The 21,639-nt window shown below is 73.0% G+C and carries 17 protein-coding genes and 1 pseudogene; 13 read left to right on the top strand and 5 right to left on the bottom strand.

What is annotated here, in order from left to right:
• The first annotated feature begins 55 nt into the window (after positions 1–55).
• Genes SM573_RS15790 through SM573_RS15800 form a run of 3 tightly spaced genes read left to right on the top strand, consistent with a single transcriptional unit; the run spans position 56 to position 2,612 of the window.
• Positions 56–847: a DedA family protein gene (locus SM573_RS15790; RefSeq protein WP_474614206.1), complete on the top strand. Its 792-nt coding sequence runs from the start codon at positions 56–58 to the stop codon at positions 845–847.
• Positions 844–1,977 (top strand): sensor histidine kinase, encoded by a 1,134-nt coding sequence (locus SM573_RS15795; protein ID WP_474616394.1) that lies wholly within the window; start codon positions 844–846, stop codon positions 1,975–1,977. The genes SM573_RS15790 and SM573_RS15795 overlap by 4 nt, the downstream gene beginning before the upstream one ends.
• The gene (locus tag SM573_RS15800) at positions 1,968–2,612 is read left to right on the top strand and encodes a response regulator (RefSeq protein WP_474614208.1); all 645 of its coding nucleotides are present in this window, start codon (positions 1,968–1,970) and stop codon (positions 2,610–2,612) included. The genes SM573_RS15795 and SM573_RS15800 overlap by 10 nt, the downstream gene beginning before the upstream one ends.
• A 151-nt stretch (positions 2,613–2,763) precedes the next feature.
• Here SM573_RS15800 and SM573_RS15805 read toward each other — a convergent pair whose 3' ends face one another.
• The 3 genes and pseudogenes from SM573_RS15805 to SM573_RS15815 form a co-directional block, all read right to left on the bottom strand.
• Positions 2,764–3,183, bottom strand: a complete 420-nt coding sequence (locus SM573_RS15805; protein ID WP_474614209.1) for a protein-tyrosine phosphatase family protein — start codon at positions 3,181–3,183, stop codon at positions 2,764–2,766.
• Positions 3,184–3,675: 492 nt separating this feature from the next.
• The gene (locus SM573_RS15810) at positions 3,676–4,269 is read right to left on the bottom strand and encodes a hypothetical protein (protein WP_474616395.1); all 594 of its coding nucleotides are present in this window, start codon (positions 4,267–4,269) and stop codon (positions 3,676–3,678) included.
• Between the two features lie 885 nt (positions 4,270–5,154).
• A pseudogene (locus tag SM573_RS15815) lies at positions 5,155–7,426 on the bottom strand (ATP-binding cassette domain-containing protein).
• A gap of 176 nt (positions 7,427–7,602) precedes the next feature.
• Between SM573_RS15815 and SM573_RS15820 the strand changes: the two are divergent.
• The 4 genes from SM573_RS15820 (at position 7,603) to SM573_RS15835 (ending at position 11,848) form a co-directional block, all read left to right on the top strand.
• Complete coding sequence (locus SM573_RS15820) at positions 7,603–8,325, top strand: MerR family DNA-binding transcriptional regulator (RefSeq protein WP_474616396.1); 723 nt, start codon at positions 7,603–7,605, stop codon at positions 8,323–8,325.
• A 342-nt stretch (positions 8,326–8,667) separates the two neighbouring features.
• On the top strand, positions 8,668–9,915 hold the full coding sequence (locus tag SM573_RS15825; RefSeq protein ID WP_474616397.1) for a D-alanyl-D-alanine carboxypeptidase family protein: 1,248 nt from the start codon (positions 8,668–8,670) through the stop codon (positions 9,913–9,915).
• Between the two features lie 150 nt (positions 9,916–10,065).
• Positions 10,066–10,863 (top strand): peptidylprolyl isomerase, encoded by a 798-nt coding sequence (locus SM573_RS15830; protein ID WP_474610235.1) that lies wholly within the window; start codon positions 10,066–10,068, stop codon positions 10,861–10,863.
• Between the two features lie 106 nt (positions 10,864–10,969).
• Positions 10,970–11,848 carry an alpha/beta fold hydrolase gene (locus tag SM573_RS15835; RefSeq protein ID WP_474610234.1) on the top strand — a complete coding sequence of 293 codons (879 nt, stop codon included), beginning with the start codon at positions 10,970–10,972 and terminating at the stop codon, positions 11,846–11,848.
• Positions 11,849–11,861: 13 nt separating this feature from the next.
• Here the strand turns inward: SM573_RS15835 and SM573_RS15840 are convergent, their stop codons facing one another.
• Positions 11,862–12,932, bottom strand: coding sequence for a LacI family DNA-binding transcriptional regulator (locus SM573_RS15840; protein WP_474610233.1), 1,071 nt, complete (start codon positions 12,930–12,932; stop codon positions 11,862–11,864).
• Positions 12,933–13,069: 137 nt separating this feature from the next.
• Between SM573_RS15840 and SM573_RS15845 the strand changes: the two genes are divergently transcribed.
• The 6 genes from SM573_RS15845 (at position 13,070) to SM573_RS15870 (ending at position 20,611) form a co-directional block, all read left to right on the top strand.
• A complete protein-coding gene (locus SM573_RS15845; protein ID WP_474610232.1) occupies positions 13,070–14,377 on the top strand; it encodes an ABC transporter substrate-binding protein in 1,308 nt (435 codons plus the stop codon).
• Entirely contained in the window at positions 14,374–15,372 is a 999-nt protein-coding gene (locus SM573_RS15850; protein ID WP_474610231.1) for a carbohydrate ABC transporter permease, read from the top strand. Before SM573_RS15845 ends, SM573_RS15850 begins: the two co-directional genes overlap by 4 nt.
• A 2-nt stretch (positions 15,373–15,374) precedes the next feature.
• Positions 15,375–16,232, top strand: coding sequence for a carbohydrate ABC transporter permease (locus SM573_RS15855; RefSeq protein WP_474610230.1), 858 nt, complete (start codon positions 15,375–15,377; stop codon positions 16,230–16,232).
• Positions 16,233–16,322: 90 nt separating this feature from the next.
• Positions 16,323–18,695: a beta-xylosidase/alpha-l-arabinosidase gene (locus SM573_RS15860; protein WP_474610229.1), complete on the top strand. Its 2,373-nt coding sequence runs from the start codon at positions 16,323–16,325 to the stop codon at positions 18,693–18,695.
• Between the two features lie 2 nt (positions 18,696–18,697).
• On the top strand, positions 18,698–19,696 hold the full coding sequence (locus SM573_RS15865) for an acetylxylan esterase (protein ID WP_474610228.1): 999 nt from the start codon (positions 18,698–18,700) through the stop codon (positions 19,694–19,696).
• A 12-nt stretch (positions 19,697–19,708) separates the two neighbouring features.
• The gene (locus tag SM573_RS15870) at positions 19,709–20,611 is read left to right on the top strand and encodes a M15 family metallopeptidase (protein ID WP_474616398.1); all 903 of its coding nucleotides are present in this window, start codon (positions 19,709–19,711) and stop codon (positions 20,609–20,611) included.
• Between the two features lie 5 nt (positions 20,612–20,616).
• On the opposite strand, the gene SM573_RS15875 is transcribed toward SM573_RS15870, so the two are convergent.
• Positions 20,617–21,438 carry an alpha/beta hydrolase gene (locus SM573_RS15875; protein WP_474616399.1) on the bottom strand — a complete coding sequence of 274 codons (822 nt, stop codon included), beginning with the start codon at positions 21,436–21,438 and terminating at the stop codon, positions 20,617–20,619.
• Positions 21,439–21,639: the final 201 nt, after the last annotated feature.

Here is a 21,639-nt window from a genome sequence, read left to right on the forward strand (position 1 = left end):
GGTCGGGAGGCAAGCCCCATGGCCGTCTCTCAGGATCGGTTCGTAGCGTGGAGCCATGATTCGAACCTCGCACGTCCTGCTGGCTACCGGAAGCCTCGCGGCGGACGCGGAACCGCCACAGGACGGACTGGTCGGCTACGTCACGGACCTCGTGGAACGGCTCGGCGGGCCGGGCGCCGGCCTCGCCGTGGCGCTGGAGAACCTCTTCCCGCCGATCCCGAGCGAGGTGATCCTGCCGCTGGCCGGCTTCGTCGCCGGCCAGGGGCGGATGAGCGTGCTCGGCGCGATCTTCTGGACCACCCTCGGGTCGCTCGTCGGCGCCCTGGCCCTCTACGGGATCGGCGCCGCCCTCGGCCGGGACCGGATCCGGGCCGTGGCGGCACGGCTGCCGCTGGTGAAGCTCAGCGACGTGGACCGGACCGAGGCGTGGTTCCTGCGGCACGGCGTCAAGGCCGTCTTCTTCGGGCGGATGATCCCGATCTTCCGGAGCCTGATCTCCATCCCGGCCGGCGTGGAGCGGATGCCCATCGGCGTCTTCGCGCTCTACACCACACTGGGCAGCCTCATCTGGAACAGCGCGTTCATCCTCGCCGGCTACCTGCTCGGCGACAACTGGCACCTGGTCGAGGGGTACGTCGGCGTACTCCAGAACGTCGTCATCGTGGTCTGCGCGGTGGCGGTCGGCTGGTTCGTGGTCTCGCGGGTGCGCCGGTCCCGCCGCGCGGCCCGCGAGCCGGAGCCGGTCGCCGCGCCCACGCCGGGCATCGGCGTCCCCGACCCCAGCGGCCGCGGCACCCTCTACCGCAGCGTCGGCTGGGGTGACGACGGGCACGGCGGAGCGCGTTGACGCAGGCCGGCCGGGTCGCGCTCGGCGTCGCCGCCGGCGTGCTGACCGCCGCCGGGGAGCTGATCTTCCTCCTGGTCGCCGTCGTCGCCGGGCTGGCGTCCGCGGCCGTGCCGCCGGCCCGCCGCCGGGTCGACGCGCTGATCCCGCGGTACGCCACCACGCTGGTACGCCTCGAACGCCGTCGGCTCGCCGGGCTGCTCGGCGCGGGGGACGACCTGCCGCCGACCCGGACGGCCGGCTGGCGGGAGGTCGGCTACCTGGCGGCGCGGCTGCTGCCCGGCCTGCTCGGGGCGCTGGCGTTCGCGCTGCTGGCCATCGGTGCGGTGCTGGCCTGGATCCTGCTGGTCGCCGCCGCCCGCGGTGAGCTCACGGTGGGCGACTTCCTGCTCCAGGTCGTCATCGGCACGGTGCTCCTGCTGCTCAACACGCAGGCCGTCGCCAGCGTGGGCGCGCTGGACGTCCGGCTCGCCCGGCGGCTGCTCGACCGGGGCACCCGGGAGGCGCTGGAGGAGCGGGTCCGCGAACTGGCCAGCACCCGGGCCGGCGTGATCGCCGCCGTGGACGCCGAACGCCAGCGCATCGAACGCGACCTGCACGACGGGCTGCAACAGCGGCTCGTCGCGCTCGGTGTGCTGCTCGGCCGGGCCCGCCGCAGCCGGGACACGGAGCGGACCGCCGCCCTCGTCGCGCAGGCCCACGAGGATCTCCAGCGGGCGCTCGGGGAGCTACGGGAGGTGGCCTGGCGGGTCTACCCCGCGGCGCTGGAGGAGAACGACCTGGGTGAGGTGCTCGGCATGGTGGCGCAGCGCTCCGCCGTGCCCGTGCGGATCCGCTGCGACCTGCCCGTGCGCCCCGACCGCCAGGTCGAGACCGTGCTCTACTTCGTGGCCTGCGAGGCGCTCACCAACGCGGTGAAACACGCCGCCGCTACCCTGGTCACGATCGACATCGAGGCGCGGGAGGGGACGGTCCGGATGCGCGTGCGCGACGACGGCACGGGCGGGGCCGATCCCTCCGGGCGGGGCCTGTCCGGGCTGGCCCGCCGGGTCGCCGCGCTCGACGGGCGGCTGCGCGTGGAGAGCCCGGCCGGCGGGCCCACGACGGTGCTGGCGGAACTGCCGTGCGCGTGACCCTCGCCGAGGACTCCACGCTGCTCCGGGAAGGGCTGGCTCGGCTGCTCGCCGAGGAGGGCCACGAGGTGGTCGCGACCGTCGGCAGCGCCGACGAGCTGGTCACCGCCGTCGACCGCGAGCGACCCGACGTCGTGGTCACCGACGTCCGGATGCCACCCACCCACACCGACGACGGCCTGCGCGCCGCGCTGGAGATCCGCCGCCGCTGGCCAGAGACGGCCGTGCTGGTGCTCTCCCAGTACGTCGAGAAGCGCTACGCGAGCCGCCTGCTCGCCGACCGGCCGGAGGGCGTCGGTTACCTGCTCAAGGACCGGGTCGCCCAGGTCGACGACTTCCTCGACGCGCTGGACCGGGTCGCGGCCGGCGCGACCGCGCTCGACCCGGAGGTGGTACGGCAGGTGGTCGCCGGCTCCGACCGCGCCGACCCGCTCACCCGGCTCACCCCCCGTGAAGGGGAGGTCCTGCACCACATGGCCCAGGGCCACACCAACGCCGCCATCGCCGAACGACTGCACGTGTCGCTGAGCGCCGTGGAGAAACACGTCAACGCGATCTTCGACAAGCTCGACCTGTCGGAGGTGACCGGCTACAGCCGGCGGGTGCTGGCCATCCTCCGCTACCTCTCCACCTGACCACGCCGGCCGCGGCGCAGGCCGCTCTGCGCGGATGGCGCCCCTCTGCGGGGATTGCGGGCCGCGCCGTGCGCATTTGCGGGCTACTCCGTGCGGATTGCGACCCCTCTGCGCGGGTAGCGGGTCGTCCGGGTGCGCCGGGGACGGCCCGTCACACCAGGCGGCGTAGCCACCGGCGCTGCCAGGGCGTCTCCACCGCCTTGGGCCGGTAGGCGGCGCGTACCCAGTCCACCACCTGCTCGGCCGGCATCCCGTCGAGCACGGCCAGCGCGGCGAGCGCGGTGCCCGTACGCCCCTGGCCGCCGCGGCAGGCCACCTCCACCCGCTCACCGGCCTGAGCACGACCCAGCGCCTCCCGCAGGGCGTCCAGGGCGTCGGCGCGGTCGACGGGGATCCAGAAATCCGGCCACCGGATCCGCCGGTGCGGCCACGCCGGGGCCGGGCCGGGCGCGAGCAGCAGCGCGAAGTCAGCAGGGGACGCCGGATCGCCGATACGCCGCCCGCGCACCGCGGCCCCGCTCGGCAGGACCACCACGCCCGGCTGCTCCGCCCAGGACGACTCGACACTCATTCCGGCATTCTGCCGGGTTTCGCGCGGCGCGCGCTGCCCGGGTGTGGCGGTTCCTCCGCCGCTACTCGCCGGCTCACCGTGGAGACGTCCGACCGTCGGCGGCAGAGACAGCGCTGCCCCCGGCCGGATGGCCGGGGGCAGCGCTGGGGTGCCGGTGTGCAGGTCGCCTCTCGGCGAGTGGCGCGACGCGGCTCCAGCCGAACGGTATTCCGCGAAGGCATTTATGAGGTGAGGCCCGGGGACACTGGACACACCGACACCCCATACAACCTACCCGCACCCGCCCTTGTTCCCACCTCCGGACGCCTCTCGGAATGGGCGCCCGGCGCGCCGTGCGACGCGAACCTGGCGTTCGGCAAAGGGTCGACGGGCGGGGCTCCGGTGCTTCCGCGGAGAGTGCCGCTGGCCGGCACCCTGGTGGGTGCCGGCCAGCGGTTTTTCCCCCTTGTGTGTGATGTCTGTGGGTGGTGCCGGGTTCGGTTGTGGGGGTTGTCAGCTGTTCCAGTGCTGGGCGACGAGGTCGGCGGCCTGCTGCTCCCACTGGGCGTAGGCGTCCGGGTACGCCGACACCTGCACCGTCTGCGCGGCGTCGGTCAGCGGCATGTCCTGCCACCCGTCGACCTGCTTCAGACCCTTCAGGAACGCCATCGTGGAGTACTCCGGATCGGTGATCTGCTCCGGCGTGCCCCAACCCGAGGACGGCCGCTGCTGGAACAGGCCCAGCGAGTCGTGGTCGTTACGGTCACCGAGGTGGCCGAGGTTCTCCAGCTTCGACTCCTGCAGGCTGGTGGCGATGGAGATGACCGCGGCCCGCTCGTCCAGGCCGGACTTCTTCGTCGCCGCGATGATCGCCTTGACGTTCGCGATCTGCTCGTCGTTGAGGTCGATGTGCGACTGCGCGCCCTGGGTGCCGTGGGGGATCAGCTTGGTGGTGTCCACGCCCGGCTTGTCGGCCTGCACCACCGCGACGGGCTTCACCTCGGGGGTGGGGGTGGCGGCGTGGGCGGCGACCGGGCCGCCGATGATGCCACCGGCGAAGGCGAGACCAGCGATACCGAGGACGCTCTTACGCATGATCGTGTTCATGGGAAAGCTCCTTGGGGGTCAGGCACCCACACACCACAAGAGGGGGTGGCGTGACGGATGCGGCACCTCATCAGGCGCTCAAAGACTCGGGGTGTTGGGTGCGCGAATCGGGGGGTGTTCGCGTCTGCCCGGGGTTCGGCGGGGAAGGGGGGGTCACCGCGCCGGGATGGTGTGCAACGACCGGGGGCCGGCCGTCATTCCCGGGGTGGTCCGGCCGTCAGGCTCGATGGCCCGGGACCGCGCCGGGGTTGGTGTGCAACGACCGGGGGCCCGGCATCATTCCGGAGCCCGTCAACCCGTTGCGCCGACCTCGCTGGCCGGTCGTAGGGGGCTGCTACCTCGATCGTCAGGGGTGTTCAACGCCCCCACCCCGCCACCGATTCCACCCCCCGCATGCCGCCGGTCACACCCCGAACCGCCCAGACCGGGCCACCCGGGTATCGGCTGCCCGATCCCGAACCGGACACACGTCACAGACCACAAGATCGCGCTACTTCCGGGATGGTGTGGCCTCGGGCGGGTGGTGAGGCCACAACTTCCCGATAGTTGTGCCATCTCCGTTGTGCGACGCGACGGGCCTCGGCCGGGGGGCGGCAGGGATGCGGAGGGCTTCGGTCTAGAGGACAGCCGAGCCGGGCACGCGCGTCCGCCGACAACGCCGTCGGGCAGTGGGCGGTGAGGTCACAACAGCTCGTGGTTGCGCGACACGACAGTCGGGTCCGGGCATCCGCGCCAGACGGCACGGCGCCGGACGCCGTCGTGGCCGCGCCGAGATCGCACTACTTCGGGGATGTTGTCGCCTCGGATGGGTGGTGAGACAACACCTTCCCGGTGGTTGCGCGACCTCGGCGCTGCGAGCAACGGCACCCGGCGGTCGGTCCGGGGTCAGGCGGCGACGTACTCGCGCAGGTGCCGGGCGGTCAGCGTGTCGCCATTCGCCACCAGGTCGGCCGGCGTGCCGGTGAACACCACCCGCCCGCCGTCGTGGCCGGCGCCGGGGCCGAGGTCGATCAACCAGTCCGCGTGCGCCATCACCGCCTGGTGGTGTTCGATCACGATCACCGTGTTGCCCGCGTCGACGAGCCGGTCGAGGAGCGCGAGCAGCTGGTCGACGTCGGCGAGGTGCAGGCCGGTGGTGGGCTCGTCGAGGACGTACGTGCTGGTCTTCTCGGCCATGTGGATGGCGAGCTTGAGCCGTTGCCGCTCCCCGCCGGAGAGCGTGGTGAGTGGCTGGCCCAGGCTGAGGTAGCCGAGCCCGACGTCGGCCAGCCGGCCGAGGATGACGTGCGCCGGCCCGCTGGGGAAGAACTCGTGCGCCTCGGTGACCGACATGGCGAGAACCTCGCTGATGTTCTTGCCGCGCAGCGTGTAGGTGAGCACCTCGGGGGTGAACCGGCGCCCCTCGCACTGCTCGCAGACGGTGGCCACGCCGGCCATCATGGCCAGGTCGGTGTAGATCAGGCCGATGCCCTTGCAGGCCGGGCAGGCGCCCTCGGAGTTCGCGCTGAACAGGGCGGCCCTGACCCCGTTGGCCTTGGCGAACGCCGTGCGGACGGGGTCGAGCAGCCCGCTGTAGGTGGCCGGGTTGCTGCGCCGGGAGCCGCGGATGGGGGACTGGTCGACGACGACCACCCCGTCGCGCCGCTGGAGGGAGCCGTGGATCAGGGAGCTCTTGCCCGAGCCGGCGACCCCGGTGACCACGGTCAGCACACCGAGCGGGATGTCGACGCTCACGTCGCGCAGGTTGTGCAGGTCGGCGTTGCGGATCGGCAGGTGCCCGGTCGGACGGCGTACGTCGGCGCGCAGGGCCACCCGGTGGTCGAGGTGCCGGCCGGTCAGCGTGCCGGAGCGGCGCAGGCCCGCGACGTCACCGGTGTAGCAGATCCGGCCGCCGGCGGCACCGGCGCCGGGCCCGAGGTCGACGACGTGGTCGGCGATCGCGATGGTCTCCGGTTTGTGCTCGACCACCAACACCGTGTTGCCCTTGTCGCGCAGCCGCAGCAGCAGGCCGTTCATGCGGGCGATGTCGTGCGGGTGCAGGCCGACGGTGGGCTCGTCGAAGACGTACGTGACGTCGGAGAGGCTGGAGCCGAGGTGCCGGACCATCTTCACCCGCTGGGCCTCGCCACCGGAGAGCGTGCTGCTCTCCCGGTCGAGGCTGAGGTAACCGAGGCCGATCTCGACCAGCGAGTCGAGCAGGTCACGCAGGTTGGCGACGAGCGGAGCCACCGTGGGGTCGTCGATGCCGCGGAGGAACTCCGCGAGGTCGCTGATCTGCATCGCGGAGCACTCGGCGATGTTGCGCCCGGCGATGCGGGAGGAGAGGGCGGCCTCGTTGAGCCGGGTCCCGTCGCAGGCGGCGCAGGTGGTGAACGTGACCGCACGGTCGACGAAGGTCCGGATGTGCGGCTGCATGGACTCGCGGTCCTTGCCGAGGAAGAGGCGCTTGACCTTCACGACCAGGCCCTCATACGTCCAGTTGTTGCTGCCCATCTTGATCTTCGTGGCCGGCTTGTGCAGGAAGTCCTCCCACTGCTGTGGGGTGTAGTCCTGCAGCTTCGCGTCCGGGTCGAACAGGCCCGAGCCGACGATGGTCTGCCAGTACCAGGAGTCGACGGCGAAGTTGGGCACCTTGATGGCGCCGTCGTTTAGGGAGCGCTCGACGTCCACGAGCTCGTGCACGTCGAGGTCGGAGACCCTGCCCAGCCCTTCGCACGTCGGGCACATGCCCTCGGCCAGGTTGAAGCTGAACGCGCCGGCCCCGCCGACCTGCGGGACGCCGAGCCGGCTGAACACGATGCGCAGCATGGCGTACGCGTCGGTGGCGGTGCCCACGGTGGAGCGTGAGTTGACGCCGAGGCGCTCCTGGTCGACCACGATGGCGGCGCTCAGGTTGCGCAGCGAGTCCACGTCGGGGCGGCCCTGGCTCGGCATGAACGACTGGAGGAAGGCGCTGTAGGTCTCGTTGATGAGGCGCTGCGACTCGGCGGCGATGGTGCCGAAGACGAGCGAGGACTTTCCGGAGCCGGAGACACCGGTGAAGACGGTGAGGCGGCGCTTGGGGATGTCGACCGATACGGAGGCGAGATTGTTCCCGCGCCCCCCGTACCTCGATCATGTCGTGGCTGTCGGCGGTGGGCCGTGTTGGCTGCGGCATGCGAACCCTTCGCGGATCGTGGGCAGGCGGGTGCCCGAGCACCCTGGCACCGGGGTCTGACGGATTAAATTGTCTCATTCACGAGCTTGTGGAGACTTTCACGAACAAGGGCGCGGGATCGGTAGCGAAATGACCGGGAAAGTCTCAAACGAACGTCAACGGGTACGGTGATCGGTGTGGGAACGGGTGAGCGGCTGCGCGCCGTCGACCTCGCGGCCGGCGCCGGCATCTCGGTGCAGCAGGTCCGCAACTACGTCGACCTCGGCGTGCTCCCTCCGGTGCGGCGCACCGAGAGCGGTTACCGGATCTTCACGACCGCGCACGCCCGGGCGCTCGTGGTCGTGCGGCGGATGGCCGAGGGGCACGGCTGGGCGCGTACCCGCGAGGTGATGGCCGCGGTGCACCGGGGTGAGCTGCCGGCGGCGCTCGCGGCGCTCGACGCCGGCCACGCCGAGCTGGACCGCGAACGGGCCGACATCCGGCGTGCCATCGGCGCGTTCGAGACGGTGCTCGCCGGTCGGGCGGTGCCCGCGCCCCGTCGCCCGTCCCGCATCGGGGAGGTCGCCGCCCTGCTCGGGATCCGCACGTCCCAGCTGCGGCTCTGGGAGGCGCGCGGGCTGCTGCGTCCGGTCCGCGACCGCGCCACCGGCTACCGGGTGTACGACGACGCCGAGCAGCGGGCGGCCCAGGTCGTCGCCGTGCTGCGGCAGGGCGCGTACCCGTTCGACATCATCGCCGCCGTGCTGGCCGAGATGCGCTCCACCGGCAGCCCCGAGCGGGTCCGGGCCGAGCTGGCCCGCCGCGAGCAGGAGCTGCACCTGCGCAGCATGCGCCGGCTGCGTGCCTCCGCGGCGCTGTACGACTACCTGCGGGACCGGGAGTCCCACCCGGAGCGGTGACCCGCTCGTCCCGCGTCGGGGCTCAGCGCAGCACGAACAGATCGAGGTGGTCGACGACCGGCCCGCGGTCCTCGCGGGCGGCGGCCCGCAGCCGCGCCAGACCGGCGATGTGTGGATCACCGTGGACATCCCGGCGGCGTCCATCGTCGAGTCGCGCAGCGGAAGGGCGACGGCGTCAGCGGCCCGTAGCGGGCGATGCGCGGCGCGCTCCCGCGTGGACGTCGCCGGCCCCACGTCGTCGACCCGTACACCGCACCAGTCTCACGGCGGTCTCCCGGGCCGCGGCGGCGGTAGCGTCTCGTCCGGCCCCGGCGGCGTCCGCACCCGGATTAGGGTGCTGGAATGAGACACCGCCTGCTGGCCACCGGGGCGATCGCCGTCCTGCTCGCGGCCGGCGTCGCCGTCCCGGTGTCGGCGTCGCCGTCCGCCGCGCACCGCTCCGGGCGGATGGCCCACACCCCGACAGTGCCGTGCCCCCGGGCGGTCGCGCCGAAGGCCTCCCGACCTCCACGGCCGTCGCCGCCACCGGCGGTGCCGGAGGAGCGGGCCGTGGGCGGCGAGGCGCTCGCCACGGCCGGCCTCGTGGTGCCGCCCGGGGTGCCCGCCCCGCCGAAGATCACCGCCACCTCCTGGCTCGTCGCCGACCTCGACACCGGCCAGGTGCTCGGCGGCTGTGGCCCGCACGAGCACGGCACCCCGGCGAGCGTGCAGAAGTTGCTGCTCGCCGCCACGTTGCTGCCGAAGCTGGATCCGGAGCAGGTCGTCACGGTCACCGCCGAGGACATGGACATCGAGCCCGGATCCTCGGCGGTGGGCCTCGTCGAGGGTGGCCGGTACACCGTCGAGACCGTCTGGCTCGGGCTGCTGCTCAACTCCGGCAACGAGGCGGCCAACGTGCTCGCCCGGCTCGGCGGGGGCGGCGAGGGCGCGGCCGGCGGGGTGCGCGCCATGAACGAGTACGCGCACCGGCTCGGCGCGCTGCAGACGCACGCGGTCACCCCGTCCGGCCTGGACGGGCCAGGCCAGTTCACCAGCGCGTACGACCTGGCCCTGATCGCCCGGGCGTGCTTCGCCGATGCCACCTTCCGCCGCTACGCGCTGACCGAGCGGACGCAGATCCCCGCCCAGCGGGCACAGCGGACCAAGGGCTTCCAAATCCAGAACGAGAACCAGCTGATCTATCAGTACCCCGGGGCGCTGGGCGGCAAGACCGGGTTCACCGACCTCGCCCGGCACACGTACGTCGGCGCCGCCGAGCGGGACGGCCGGCGCCTGGTCGCCACGCTGCTCGGCGCGGAGCCGCAACCGATGCGCGGCTGGGAGCAGGGTGCGGCATTGCTGGACTGGGGCTTCTCGTTGCCCCGGTCGGCCACGGTCGGCCGGCTCGTCGAACCGGGCGAGCTGCTCGCGAGCCCGACCGTCGAGCCCAGCCCGCCCGCCGTCGAGCAGGCGCGACCGGCCGCCGCGAGCGGCCCGGTCGGCGGAGCGACGACCGCCTCCTGGTCGGTCGCGGCTCTGGTCGCCGCGGCGGTCGTGCTGCTCCTGGGCGCGCTGTTCTGGCGGCGGGCCGCCCGCCGCGGCCGGTCCTGACCGCCTCGGGGTGATCCGGGGCCTCCGGCCGTCCCCGGTGGCGCCGCAGGGCCTGGTCGCGTCGCGGAGGGACGGCGGCACGGATCGACAACGGCCGACGGGATCCATAGACTCCGGTCGCTCCGGTACCACGAGTCCAGGAGGATGCCCGTGTCGCGAGAACCCCGACCGCAGCCCGCTCCCGCCCCGCGTCGCCCCCGGCGTGCGCTGCCCCGCGTCGCCGCCGCGGCCCTGTTCGCCGGTGCGCTGGTCGCCGTCGGCGGCCTCGCCGCGCCCGCCGCCTCCGCCGCGCCCGCCGCCGCGGCCCACCACCCGCGCACCACGCCCGGCCCGTGCGGCTACACCGCGACGCCGGAGGAGCCGGCCGCCCGGCCGGTGCCGCTGCCGCCCGACCCGCGCCGTACGCCGGACCGGGGCCGGGTGCGGGTGACCCTGCGGACGAACCACGGGCCCATCGGGTTGAGCCTGGACCGGGCGGCGGCGCCCTGCACGGTGCAGAGCTTCCTGCACCTGACCCGGCACCGCTTCTACGACCGGACGTCGTGCCACCGGCTGACCGCGTACCCGACGCTGAGCGTCCTCCAGTGCGGCGACCCGTCCGGGACCGGCTCCGGCGGGCCGGGCTACCGCTACCGGGACGAACTGCCGACCGACCTTCCTCCGGCGCCCACCGACCCGACCGGCGAGCGGCGGGTCTACGCCCGCGGCACGCTCGCCATGGCCAACGCCGGCCCGGACACCAACGGCAGCCAGTTCTTCCTGGTCTACGCCGATTCGGCGCTGCGCCCGAACTACACGATCTTCGGCTCGGTGGACGCGGCCGGGCTGGCCACCCTCGACCGGATCGCGGCCGGGGGGATCGCCCCGACCGAGGAGGACCCGGCGCCGGTCGACGGCGCGCCCGCCCTCCCGGTCCACATCCACAAGGCGCAGCGGCACCACCACTGATCCGTATCGCGGCCGGCGCCGCCCGCCGCGAGCGCGGAAGGCGGCGCCGGCGGCATGACCGGGGCGGGAGCGGGGATCACCCTGGTCACGGCGGAGGAGGTGGACGATGAGCGCGTACGTCCGGCACCGGCGGGTCCTGGTCGACGGCGTCGACGTGTTCTACCGGGAAGCCGGGCCGCACGCCGCCCCGGTCGTGCTGCTGCCGCACGGCTACCCCTGCTCGTCGTTCCAGTACCGCAACCTCATGGCCGCGCTCGGGGACCGATGGCGGCTGGTCGCCCCGGACCTGCCCGGCTTCGGCTACAGCGCCACCCCCGACCCGTCGCGCTTCGACTACACCTTCGCCGGCTACGGCCGGTTCCTGCGCCGGTTCGTGGACACGCTGGGCCTGCGCCGCTACGCGATCTACCTGCACGACTACGGCTCACAGCACGGCTTCCGCGTCGCCATGTCGGCGCCCGAGCGGGTGGCCGCCCTCGTCGTGCAGAACGGCGACATCTACGCCGACGAGTTCGGCCCGAAGTACGCGCCGTTGCGGCGGTACTGGGCGGACCCGACTCCGCAGGGACGCGCGGAGCTGGCCGGCAACGTCAGCGAGGAGGGGTTCCGGGACGAGTTCGTGGGCGAGCTGCCCGACCGGCTCGTCGACCGGGTCAGCCCGGACCTGTGGACGCTCTCCTGGGCGCAGCTGCGTACGCCGCCGCGGCCCGAGATCATCGTGGGACTGTTCGCCGACCAGGCCAACACCCTCGCCGACCTGCCGCGCATCCAGGCGTACCTGCGGGAGCACCAGCCGCCCACCCTCGTCGTCTGGGGGCCGCACGACGGTTACATGCCGGCCGACGCCGCGCGCGCCTACCTGCGCGACCTGCCCGACGCCGAGCTGCACCTGCTCGACGGCGGGCACTGGGCGTTGGAGACCAACCTCGACGAGATCGTCGCCCTGACGGGGGACTTCCTCGGCCGCGTCCACCCGCCCGGCTGAGCCGGGACCGGGCTCACCCCCGGTCGCCGGGTGCGGGCGTGACCGGCTCGGACGACACGGGGCGGGCCGGCCGGAGGAGGGTGGGTGCCGGGCCGCAGGACGCGCGGACCACGAGCTCGGTCGGCAGCCGGACGTGCGGGTCGCGCTCGACGCCCCCGATGAGGTCGATGAGCAGCCGCAACGCCTCCGCGCCCATGCGCTGCAGGGGTTGCGCGATCGTCGTGAGCGGTGGGTTGACCAGCGCCGACTCGGGGACGTTGTCGAAGCCGATGACGGACAGGTCGTCGGGCACGGTGAGGCCCATGCTCCGGGCGACGTCCACGGTGGAGATGGCGGAGAGGTCGTTTCCCGCGAAGACGGCGGTCGGCCGGTCGGGGAGCGCGAGCAGCTCCGCTGCCGTGGCGGCGGCGCTCTCGACGCGGAACCCGCCGACGCGTACGAGCCGTTCGTCCACCGCCACGCCGGCGTCGGCCATCGCCCTGCGGAAGCCCGCCTCACGCAGTCGGGCCGATTCGAGGTCGGCGCGTCCGCTGATGTGCCCGATGCGGCGGTGGCCCAGGGACAGCAGGTAGTTGGTGGCGAGCACGGCGCCGGCGAAGTTGTCCGAGTCGACGGTGGGCAGGCCGGACGGGCCGGTGTGCGGGTCGACGGCCACGACGTGGAAGCCCTGCTTGGTCTCGACCACGGTCGGGGTGACGATCACGGCCCCGTCGATGAGGGTGCCGGACAGGCGTGCCAGCGAGCGCCGTTCCCAGCCGACGGCGGCGCTGTCGCCGTCGCCGCCGGAGTACGCCAGCAACTGGTAGCCGGTGCCGGCGACCTGCTTCGACGCACCCTTGAGCAGCTCGGTCGAGAACGGCTCGAACTCGGCGACCAGGATGCCGAGGACGTTGGTGCGGTGGCTGCGCAGGCTCTGCGCGCCCAGGCTGGCCTCGTAGCCGAGCTGGTGGATGACCTGCCGGACCCGTTCCACGGTCGCCTGCGCCACGCCGTAGCGACCGTTGACGACCTTCGACACGGTGGCCACCGAGACGCCGGCCGTACGGGCCACGTCCGACATCTTGACACGCTCGGGGAAGGTCACGCCGACGATGATAGAGGGCTCCCGGGAGCGCGTCGCCGGGGTTTCGAAACCGTTATCGACAACGGTTGACACCCCGTTACGGGACTGTAAAACTCGCCGCACCTGATTCCGCCACTGCTAGTCGAGGAGACGTGTCGATGGCGATGAAGCACCGCGCGGGCGCCGCCCTGGCGCTGTTCGTGACCACCGCACTGCTCGTCGCCGGGTGTAACGGCGGCGAGAGCGAAACCCCCGCCGACAACGAGCTCTACAAGAACCCGGTGACCCTGACCTGGTGGCACAACGCCTCCCAGGACGGGCCTGGCAAGACCTACTGGGAGAAGGTCGCCAAGGACTTCTCCACGCTTCACCCGACCGTCACGATCCAGATCGAGGCGATCGAGACCAACCAGCTCCAGCGCACCCGGCTCCCCGCCGCGCTGCTGAGCAACGACCCGCCGGACATCTTCATGGTCTGGGGCGGCGGCGAGATGCGCGAGCAGGTGGAGGCCGACTACCTGAAGGACCTGACCGACCAGGTCAAGACGGAGGTCGCCAACAGCGGCAGCGCCGCCGAGATCTGGCAGGTGGACGGCAAGCAGTACGGACTGCCGTTCCGGATGGGCGTCGAAGGCATCTGGTACAACAAGGACATGTTCGCCAAGGCGGGCATCACGGCGCCGCCGACGACGATGGAGGAGCTCAACGAGGCGGTCACCAAGCTCAAGGCCATCAACGTCATCCCGATCGCCCTCGGCGCCGGTGACAAGTGGCCCGCCGCGCACTGGTGGTACAACTTCGCGCTGCGCGCCTGCTCGGTCGACACCCTGAAGAAGGCCTCCACCGACCTCGTCTTCGACGACGCCTGCTTCGTCAAGGCCGGCGAGGACCTCAAGACCTTCATCGCCACCAACCCGTTCCAGGCCAACTACATCGCCACCCCCGGCCAGAACGACCCGACCAGCGCCAACGGTCTGCTCGCCAACGGCAAGGCGGCGATGGAGCTCATGGGCGACTGGAACCGCGGCACCCTGGAGACCGTCGCCGCGGACAAGGAGGCGCTGAAGAAGTTCCTCGGCTGGTTCCCGGTGCCGGCGATCACCGGCTCCGCCGGTGACCCGAAGGCGGCCCTCGGCGGCGGCGACGGCTTCGCCTGCGCCAAGAACGCCCCGGCGGAGTGCGTCGAGTTCCTCAAGTACATCGTCAGCCCCGAGGTGCAGAAGGGCTACGCCGAGACCGGCACGGGCCTGCCCGTCACCAAGGGCGCCGAGGCCGCCATCACCGACTCCTCGCTGAAGTCCATCCTGGAGGCCACCTCCGGCGCGACCTACGTGCAGCTCTGGCTGGACACGGCGTTCGGCAGCACCGTCGGCAACGCGATGAACGACTCGATCGTGGCCATCTTCGCCGGCAACGGCACGCCCCAGCAGGTCGTGGACGCCATGAAGGCGGCCGCGAAGAAGTGACCTCCACCAACCCGACCCTGAACCCCGTCGGCGGCGCGGACGCGCCGCCGGCGGGCCCCCGGCCCGTCCGGCGCTCGTCCGCCCGCGCGGCCGAGACCCGACGCAAGTGGTACGAGATCATCGGGCTCACCACGCCGGCGATCGTCGTCTACGTGATGTTCGTGCTCGTCCCGATGGGGTTCGCGCTCTACTACAGCCTCTTCCGCTGGCGCGGGGTCGGGCCGCCGACCGACTTCGTCGGCCTCGACAACTACGTCCTCGCGTTCCAGGACCCGATCTTCCTCGACGCGCTGCGCAACAACGCGATCATCGTGGTCGGGTCGCTGGTCGCGCAGGGCCCCATCGCGCTGGCCGTCGCGCTGCTGCTCAACCGCCGGTTCCGCGGACGTGGCGTGTTCCGCCTGCTCGTCTTCGTGCCCTACGTGCTCGCCGAGGTCACCGTCGGCATCATGTGGAAGCTGCTGCTCACCGACGGCGGCACCGTCGACGAGCTCATGCGGCGGTTCGGGCTGGGCGGCCTGGTGCAGCCCTGGCTCGCCGACCTCGACGTCGTCATCTGGACGATGCTCGTGGTGCTCACCTGGAAGTACGTCGGCTTCGCCATCATCCTGCTGCTCGCCGGCCTGTCGAACGTGCCGCGGGAACTGACCGAGGCCGCCGCGATCGACGGCGCCGGCTGGTGGCAGACGCAGCGCCACGTCACGCTCCCGCTGCTCGGCCCGACGATCCGGATCTGGATGTTCCTCTCCATGATCGGTTCGTTGCAGGTCTTCGACGTGATCTGGGTGACCTCGGTGCCCGCGGTCCGGTCGCTCGGAGCCTCGGCCACCATGGCCACCTACATGGTGGACAACGGCTTCTTCGCCCGGCTGTGGGGCTACGGCAACGCGGTGGCCGTGATCCTCTTCGTCATCTCGTTCATCGCGGCGCTGCTGTTCCAGCGCTTCCTCCTCCGCCGCGACATCGAGGGCGCCGTCACCGGAAGGAGGAACTGACCGTGGCCACCGAGACCGTGTCCCCGTCCACCCCACGCCGTCCGTTCTCGTGGAGCAGCCCCCTGACGTACGGGCTGGCGCTCGCGGTGGCCGCCGTGTCGATTGCCCCGGTGGTCTACGTGATCGTCGGCGGCTTCCGCACCACCCCGCAGATCGTCGCCGACCCGGCCGGACTGCCCGACCCCTGGGTGTGGGACAACTACGCCCGGGTGCTGACGCAGAGCGACTTCTGGAAGCAGGCGTTCAACAGCGCGGTGATCGCCCTGGGCACCACGCTCGGCGTCGTGGTGCTCGGCGTCTGCGCCGCGTTCGTGCTCGCCCGCTACACCTTCCGGGGGCGTGAGGCGCTCTACACCTTCTTCACCCTCGGCCTGCTCTTCCCGGCCGGGGCGGCGATCCTGCCGCTCTACCTCATGCTCCGCGACCTGAATCTCGTCAACTCCTACTACGCCGTGATCCTCCCGCAGGTCGCCTTCTCGCTGCCGCTGACGATCGTGATCCTGCGTCCGTTCCTGTCGGCCGTCCCCCGGGAGCTGGAGGACGCCGCGGCCATCGACGGCGCGAGCCGGCTCGGTTTCCTCTGGCGCATCCTGCTGCCGCTGTCCCGGCCCGCGCTCGTCACCGTCGGGGTCCTCGCGTTCGTGGCGAGCTGGAACGCGTTCCTGCTGCCGCTGCTCGTGCTCGGCGACGTCAACCTGCACACCCTGCCACTGGGCGTCCAGAACTTCTCGAGCCAGTACACCACCGACACGGCGGGAATCCTCGCCTTCACCTCGCTGGCGATGCTGCCGGCACTGCTCTTCTTCACCTTCGCCGAGAAGCAGATCGTCGGCGGCCTGCAGGGCGCCGTGAAGGGCTGACCGGCGCACGCGGAGAGGGCAGCACAGCATGACCGACCACCTGTTCGCCCGCGGGGCCCTGTCGCCGGGGCTCCCGCGCGTCGGAGGAAAGTGACCACCAACGTGACCGTGGACATCGAACCGAGCACCGCCATCTGGAACGACCCCTCGTACGACCTTCCCACCCGCGTCGACGCCCTGGTCGCCGCGATGACCCTGCCCGAGAAGATCGCCCAGCTCTACGGCGTCTGGGTCGGCGCCTCCGCCGACGGCGGTGAGGTCGCGCCGTACCAGCACGAGATGGAGGAGCCGGTCGACCTCGACGCGCTGCTGGAGACCGGCCTCGGTCAGCTGACCCGGCCGTTCGGCACCGCGCCGGTGGACCCGGCGCTCGGCGCCCTGTCGCTGCTGCGCAGCCAGCAGCGGATCGTGGCGGCGAACCGGTTCGGCATCCCGGCCCTGGCCCACGAGGAGTGCCTCGCCGGCTTCGCCACCTGGGGAGCCACCGCCTACCCGGTGCCGCTGTCCTGGGGCGCCACCTTCGACCCGGCGCTCATCCGGCGCATGGCCACCGCCATCGGCGCCGACATGCGTCGCCTCGGTGTGCACCAGGGCCTCGCGCCGGTGCTCGACGTGGTCCGCGACGCCCGCTGGGGGCGGGTCGAGGAGACCATCGGCGAGGACCCCTACCTGGTGGGGACGGTCGCCACCGCGTACATCCAGGGGTTGGAGTCCGAGGGGGTGATCGCCACTCTCAAGCACTTCGTGGGCTACTCCGCCTCCCGGGCCGGGCGCAACCACGCCCCCGTGGGCATGGGCCCCCGGGAGCGGGCCGACGTCATGCTGCCGCCGTTCGAGATGGCCGTGCGCGAGAGCGGCGTGCGCTCGGTCATGCACGCCTACACCGACACCGATGGGGTGCCGTCGGCGGCCGACGGGGAACTGCTCACCGGGCTGCTCCGCGACACCTGGGGGTTCACCGGCACCGTGGTCGCCGACTACTTCGGCGTCGCGTTCCTGCACACCCTCCACGGGGTGGCCGGCAGCTTCGGCGAGGCGGCGGGCGCGGCCCTCGCCGCCGGCGTGGACGTCGAGCTGCCCACCGTGAAGACCTTCGGCGAGCCGCTGCGGGCGGCGATCGCCGCCGGCACGGTGCCCGAGGCGCTCGTCGACCGGGCGGTGCGCCGGGTGCTGTTGCAGAAGGCCGAGCTCGGGCTGCTGGACGCCGGCTGGAGCCCGGTCCCCCCAGCGCTCGACGGCGCCGACCTGGGCGACCCGGAGACGCTCCGCGGCCGCGTCGACCTGGACTCGCCGGCCAACCGGGCGCTGGCCCGGCAGGTCGCCGAGGAGGCTGTCGTCCTGCTGCGCAACGAGGGCGTCCTGCCGCTCGCCGCACCGGCGCGCATCGCCGTGGTCGGACCGCAGGCCGACAACCCCCTGGCCGTGCTCGGCTGCTACTCGTTCCCGGTGCACGTCGGCTCCCAGCACCCGGAGGTGCCGCTCGGGATCGAGCTGCCCACGCTGGCCACGGCGCTGCGCGCCGAGTTCCCCACCAGCGAGGTGGTGGTCGCCGCCGGCGCCACCGTCGACGGCCCGGAGACCGACGGCTTCGCGGCGGCCGTCGAGGCGGCCCGGGACGCCGACGTCGTGATCGCCGCCCTCGGCGACCGGGCCGGGCTGTTCGGGCGCGGCACGAGCGGCGAGGGCTGCGACGCCGAGTCGCTGGCTCTGCCGGGCGTGCAGCAGCAACTGCTCGACGCGCTGCTCGCCACCGGCACGCCGGTCGTGGTGACCCTCGTCGCCGGCCGCCCGTACGCGCTGGGTCGGGCGGTCGACGAGGCCGCGGCCATCGTGCAGTCCTTCTTCCCCGGTGAGGAGGGAACCTCGGCGATCGCCGGCGTGCTCAGCGGTCGGGTCGAACCGCAGGGGCGGCTGCCGGTCAGCGTGCCCCGGCGGCCGGGCGGCCAGCCGGGCACCTACCTCACCGCCCGGCTCGGGCAGGCCACCGACGTCTCCAACCTCGACCCCACCCCGGCGTACGGGTTCGGGCACGGGCTCAGCTACACCCGCTTCGACTGGACGGAGCTGACGGTCGAACAGCCCGTGGCGGAGACCGACGGCGAGCTGCGGCTGGCGTTCACGCTGCGCAACGCCGGTGACCGGTGGGGCAGCGAGGTCGTGCAGCTCTACGCCCACGACCCGGTGGCCTCGGTGGTGCAGCCGGTGCAGCGGCTCATCGGGTACCAGCGGGTGCCGCTGCACCCGGGCGCCTCCTGCCGGATCGAGGTGACCGTGCCCGCCGACCTGTTCTCGTTCACCGGCAGGGACGGGCGGCGGGTCGTCGAACCGGGCGCGCTGGAGCTGCGGCTGGCGGCGTCGAGCAGCGACACGCGGCTCACCGCGCCGGTCGAGCTGCGCGGGCCCGCGCGGCACGTCGACCACACCCGGCGCCTGCACCCGCGGTTCGTCGTGGACCCGAACTGACCGTGTACACCGACCTGCCCGAGGAGCAGCTGCGCGCGTACCACAGCGGCGTGCGGGACCCGGCGGACTTCGACGGGTTCTGGGCCGCCACGCTGGCCGAGGCCCGGGCCGCCGAGACGGCGGTCCAGGCCCGGCTCGTGGAGGTCGGCCTGGCCGGCATCGACGTGTACGACGTGACGTTCCCCGGGTACGCCGGACAGCCGGTACGCGGGTGGCTGCGGGTGCCGCGGGGCGTCGGCCAGCCGCTGCCCACCGTGGTGCAGTACGCCGGCTACGGCGGGGGCCGCGGGCACCCGCTGGAAAACCTGCTCTGGGCCGCGGCCGGGTACGCGCACCTGCAGATGGACACCCGTGGGCAGGGCTCGGGGTGGAGCCGGGGCGACACGCCCGACCCCGCTGCGGCCGGGCCGGAGGCGCCCGGTGTGATGACCCGGGGCATCAGGGACCCGCGCACCTACTACTACCGGCGGCTCATCACCGACGCGGTCCGGGCGGTCGACGCCGCCCGGGCCCTGCCGGCGGTCGACCCGGCCCGGGTCGCGGTGCTCGGGCAGAGCCAGGGCGGCGGGCTCGCGCTCGCGGTCGGCGCGCTGGTGCCCGACCTGCGGGCCGTGGTCGCCGGGGTGCCGTTCCTCTGCGACATTCCGCGCGCCGTCGTGGTCACCGACGCCCGCCCGTACCGGGAGGTCCGTGACTATCTGGCGATCCACCGGGACGCCGAGGAGCAGGTGCTGACCACCCTCGCGTACGTCGACGGGGTGAACTTCGCCCGACGCTGCCACCTGCCCGCGCTCTACTCGGTGGCGCTGATGGACGAGATCGTGCCGCCGTCGACGGTCTTCGCCGCCCGGAACGCGCACGCCGGGCCGACCGAGCTGTCGGTGTGGCGCTACAACGGCCACGAGGCGGGCGGGATCGACGACGACGAGGCGGCGCTGCGGTTCCTCGCCGCGCACCTGGCCGGTGCCCCCGACCCGGCACCCGGGGCGGGCGGAGGCTGATAGACAGGACGGGTGCGCAGGTCAGGGGTGGGTTCCGGCGCCGCCCCGGCCTGCCCCGGCCCAGCCCGGCGGGTGCTCCGGGTCGCCGCCACGCTGCTGGCGGCCGGCGTGCTGGCATGCGGCTGCTCGCGGCCGGAACCCCGACCCGCCCCGACCCCGCCCGCACCGCCGCCCAGCCAGGTCGGCCCCACCCCGTCGGCGTCGACGGCGACCAAGCCGCGCCTGCCGGGTTTCGTGGTGCTCGGCGACGTGGATCCGCGCATCCTCACCGACATCCGGTACGCGACGTCCCACAACTTCGTGGGCCGGCCGGTCACCGGCTACCCGGAACCGCTTTGCCTGCTCACCCGGCAGGCGGCGGAGGCGCTGCGCCGCGCGCAGGACGCGGCCCTGGCCGGCGGGCACAGCCTGAAGGTGTACGACTGCTACCGCCCGGTGCCGGCCGCGAACGACTTCGTCGAGTGGGCCCGGCGCCCCGCCGAGCAGCAGATGAAGGGGGAGTTCTTCCCGCACGTGGCCAAGTCGCGGCTCTTCCCGGACGGCTACATCGGCGCGCCGACCGCCCACAGCCGGGGCAGCACCCTCGACCTCACCCTGGTCGACGTGCCGGCGGCCAGCCAACCGCCGTTCATGCCCGGCCAGCCGCTGGTGTCGTGCACGGCGCCGCGCGCCCAGCGCTTCCCGGACAACAGCATCGACATGGGCACCGGCTTCGACTGCTTCGACGTGTTGGCGCACACGGCCGCACCGGAGGTCACCGGCGTCCAGCGGGCGAACCGCCGGCTGCTGCAACGGCTGATGACCGACGCGGGGTTCGTGAACTACGACCGCGAGTGGTGGCACTACCGGTTCCGGGACGAGCCGTACCCGGACACCTACTTCGACGCCCCGGTGGCCCGCTCGTCTGTCGGGTAGCCGCCTCAGCCCGCCGCACCGCCACCGGCCGGCGTGCCGCCGGTGTCGGCCGTCGGCAGGGGCAGCCAGGCCAGCACGTCCTGGATCTTCGCGTCCCAGTACGCCCAGTCGTGCGCGCCGGGGGAGAAGTCCACGGTGAGTGGCACCCCCCGCTCCCGGGCGGCCGCCACGAAGCGCTGGTTGTCCTCGTACAGGAAGTCCTCGGTGCCGCAGGCCACGTAGAGCGCCGGCCGGTCGACGCCCGAGCCCACCCGGTCCAGCAGCGCGATGGTGTCGTCGTCCGTGCCCGCGACCGGCCGTCCGCCGAAGACGGTGTGCCAGACCGCCGGGTCGATCGGGTGGGTCGCGTGCTGCCGCCGGTGGGTCACGTCCAGCGCGCCGGAGAGGCTGGCCGCCGCCGCGAAGCGGCCCGGTTCGCGCAGCGCCCACTTCATCGCCCCGTAGCCACCCATGGACAGCCCGGCGACGAACGTGTCCTCCCGCCGGTCGGAGATGCGGAAGAACGAGCGGCACAGCTGCGGCAGCTCCGCGCTGAGGAATGTCCAGTACCGGTTGCCGTGCGCCTCGTCGGTGTAGAAGCTCCGCCCGACCTGCGGCATCACCACGGCCAGCCCGAGCGGGGCCACGTACCGCTCGATCGCGGTGCGGCGCAGCCAGATGGTGTCGTCGTCGGTGAGGCCGTGCAGCAGGTACAGCACGGGCGGATCTCCGGCGGTGGCGCCGCCCGCCATGCCGATCTGGGACGACGTGCGCTGGGGCAGGATCACGGTCATCGAGGTGCTGAGGGTGAGCACCTCGGAGTAGAAGTCGACACGCATCAGGGCCACGACCGTCGACGGTAGCGGGCGCGGCGGCCGCCGTGGCGCACGGGCCGGGGGTGGTGCCGGCTCCGTGCCGACGGCGGCGTACCGCTGCGCGAGCCCGCGCCGCGCGCGTCAGACCGTCTGGTTCGGGCACCACACCCGGGATCCGCCGTCGTTCAGCCGGTCGTCCCGGATCCAGCCGCCGATGCCGGCAGTGTTGACGAT

It is taken from the genome of Micromonospora xinjiangensis, from assembly GCF_056150165.1.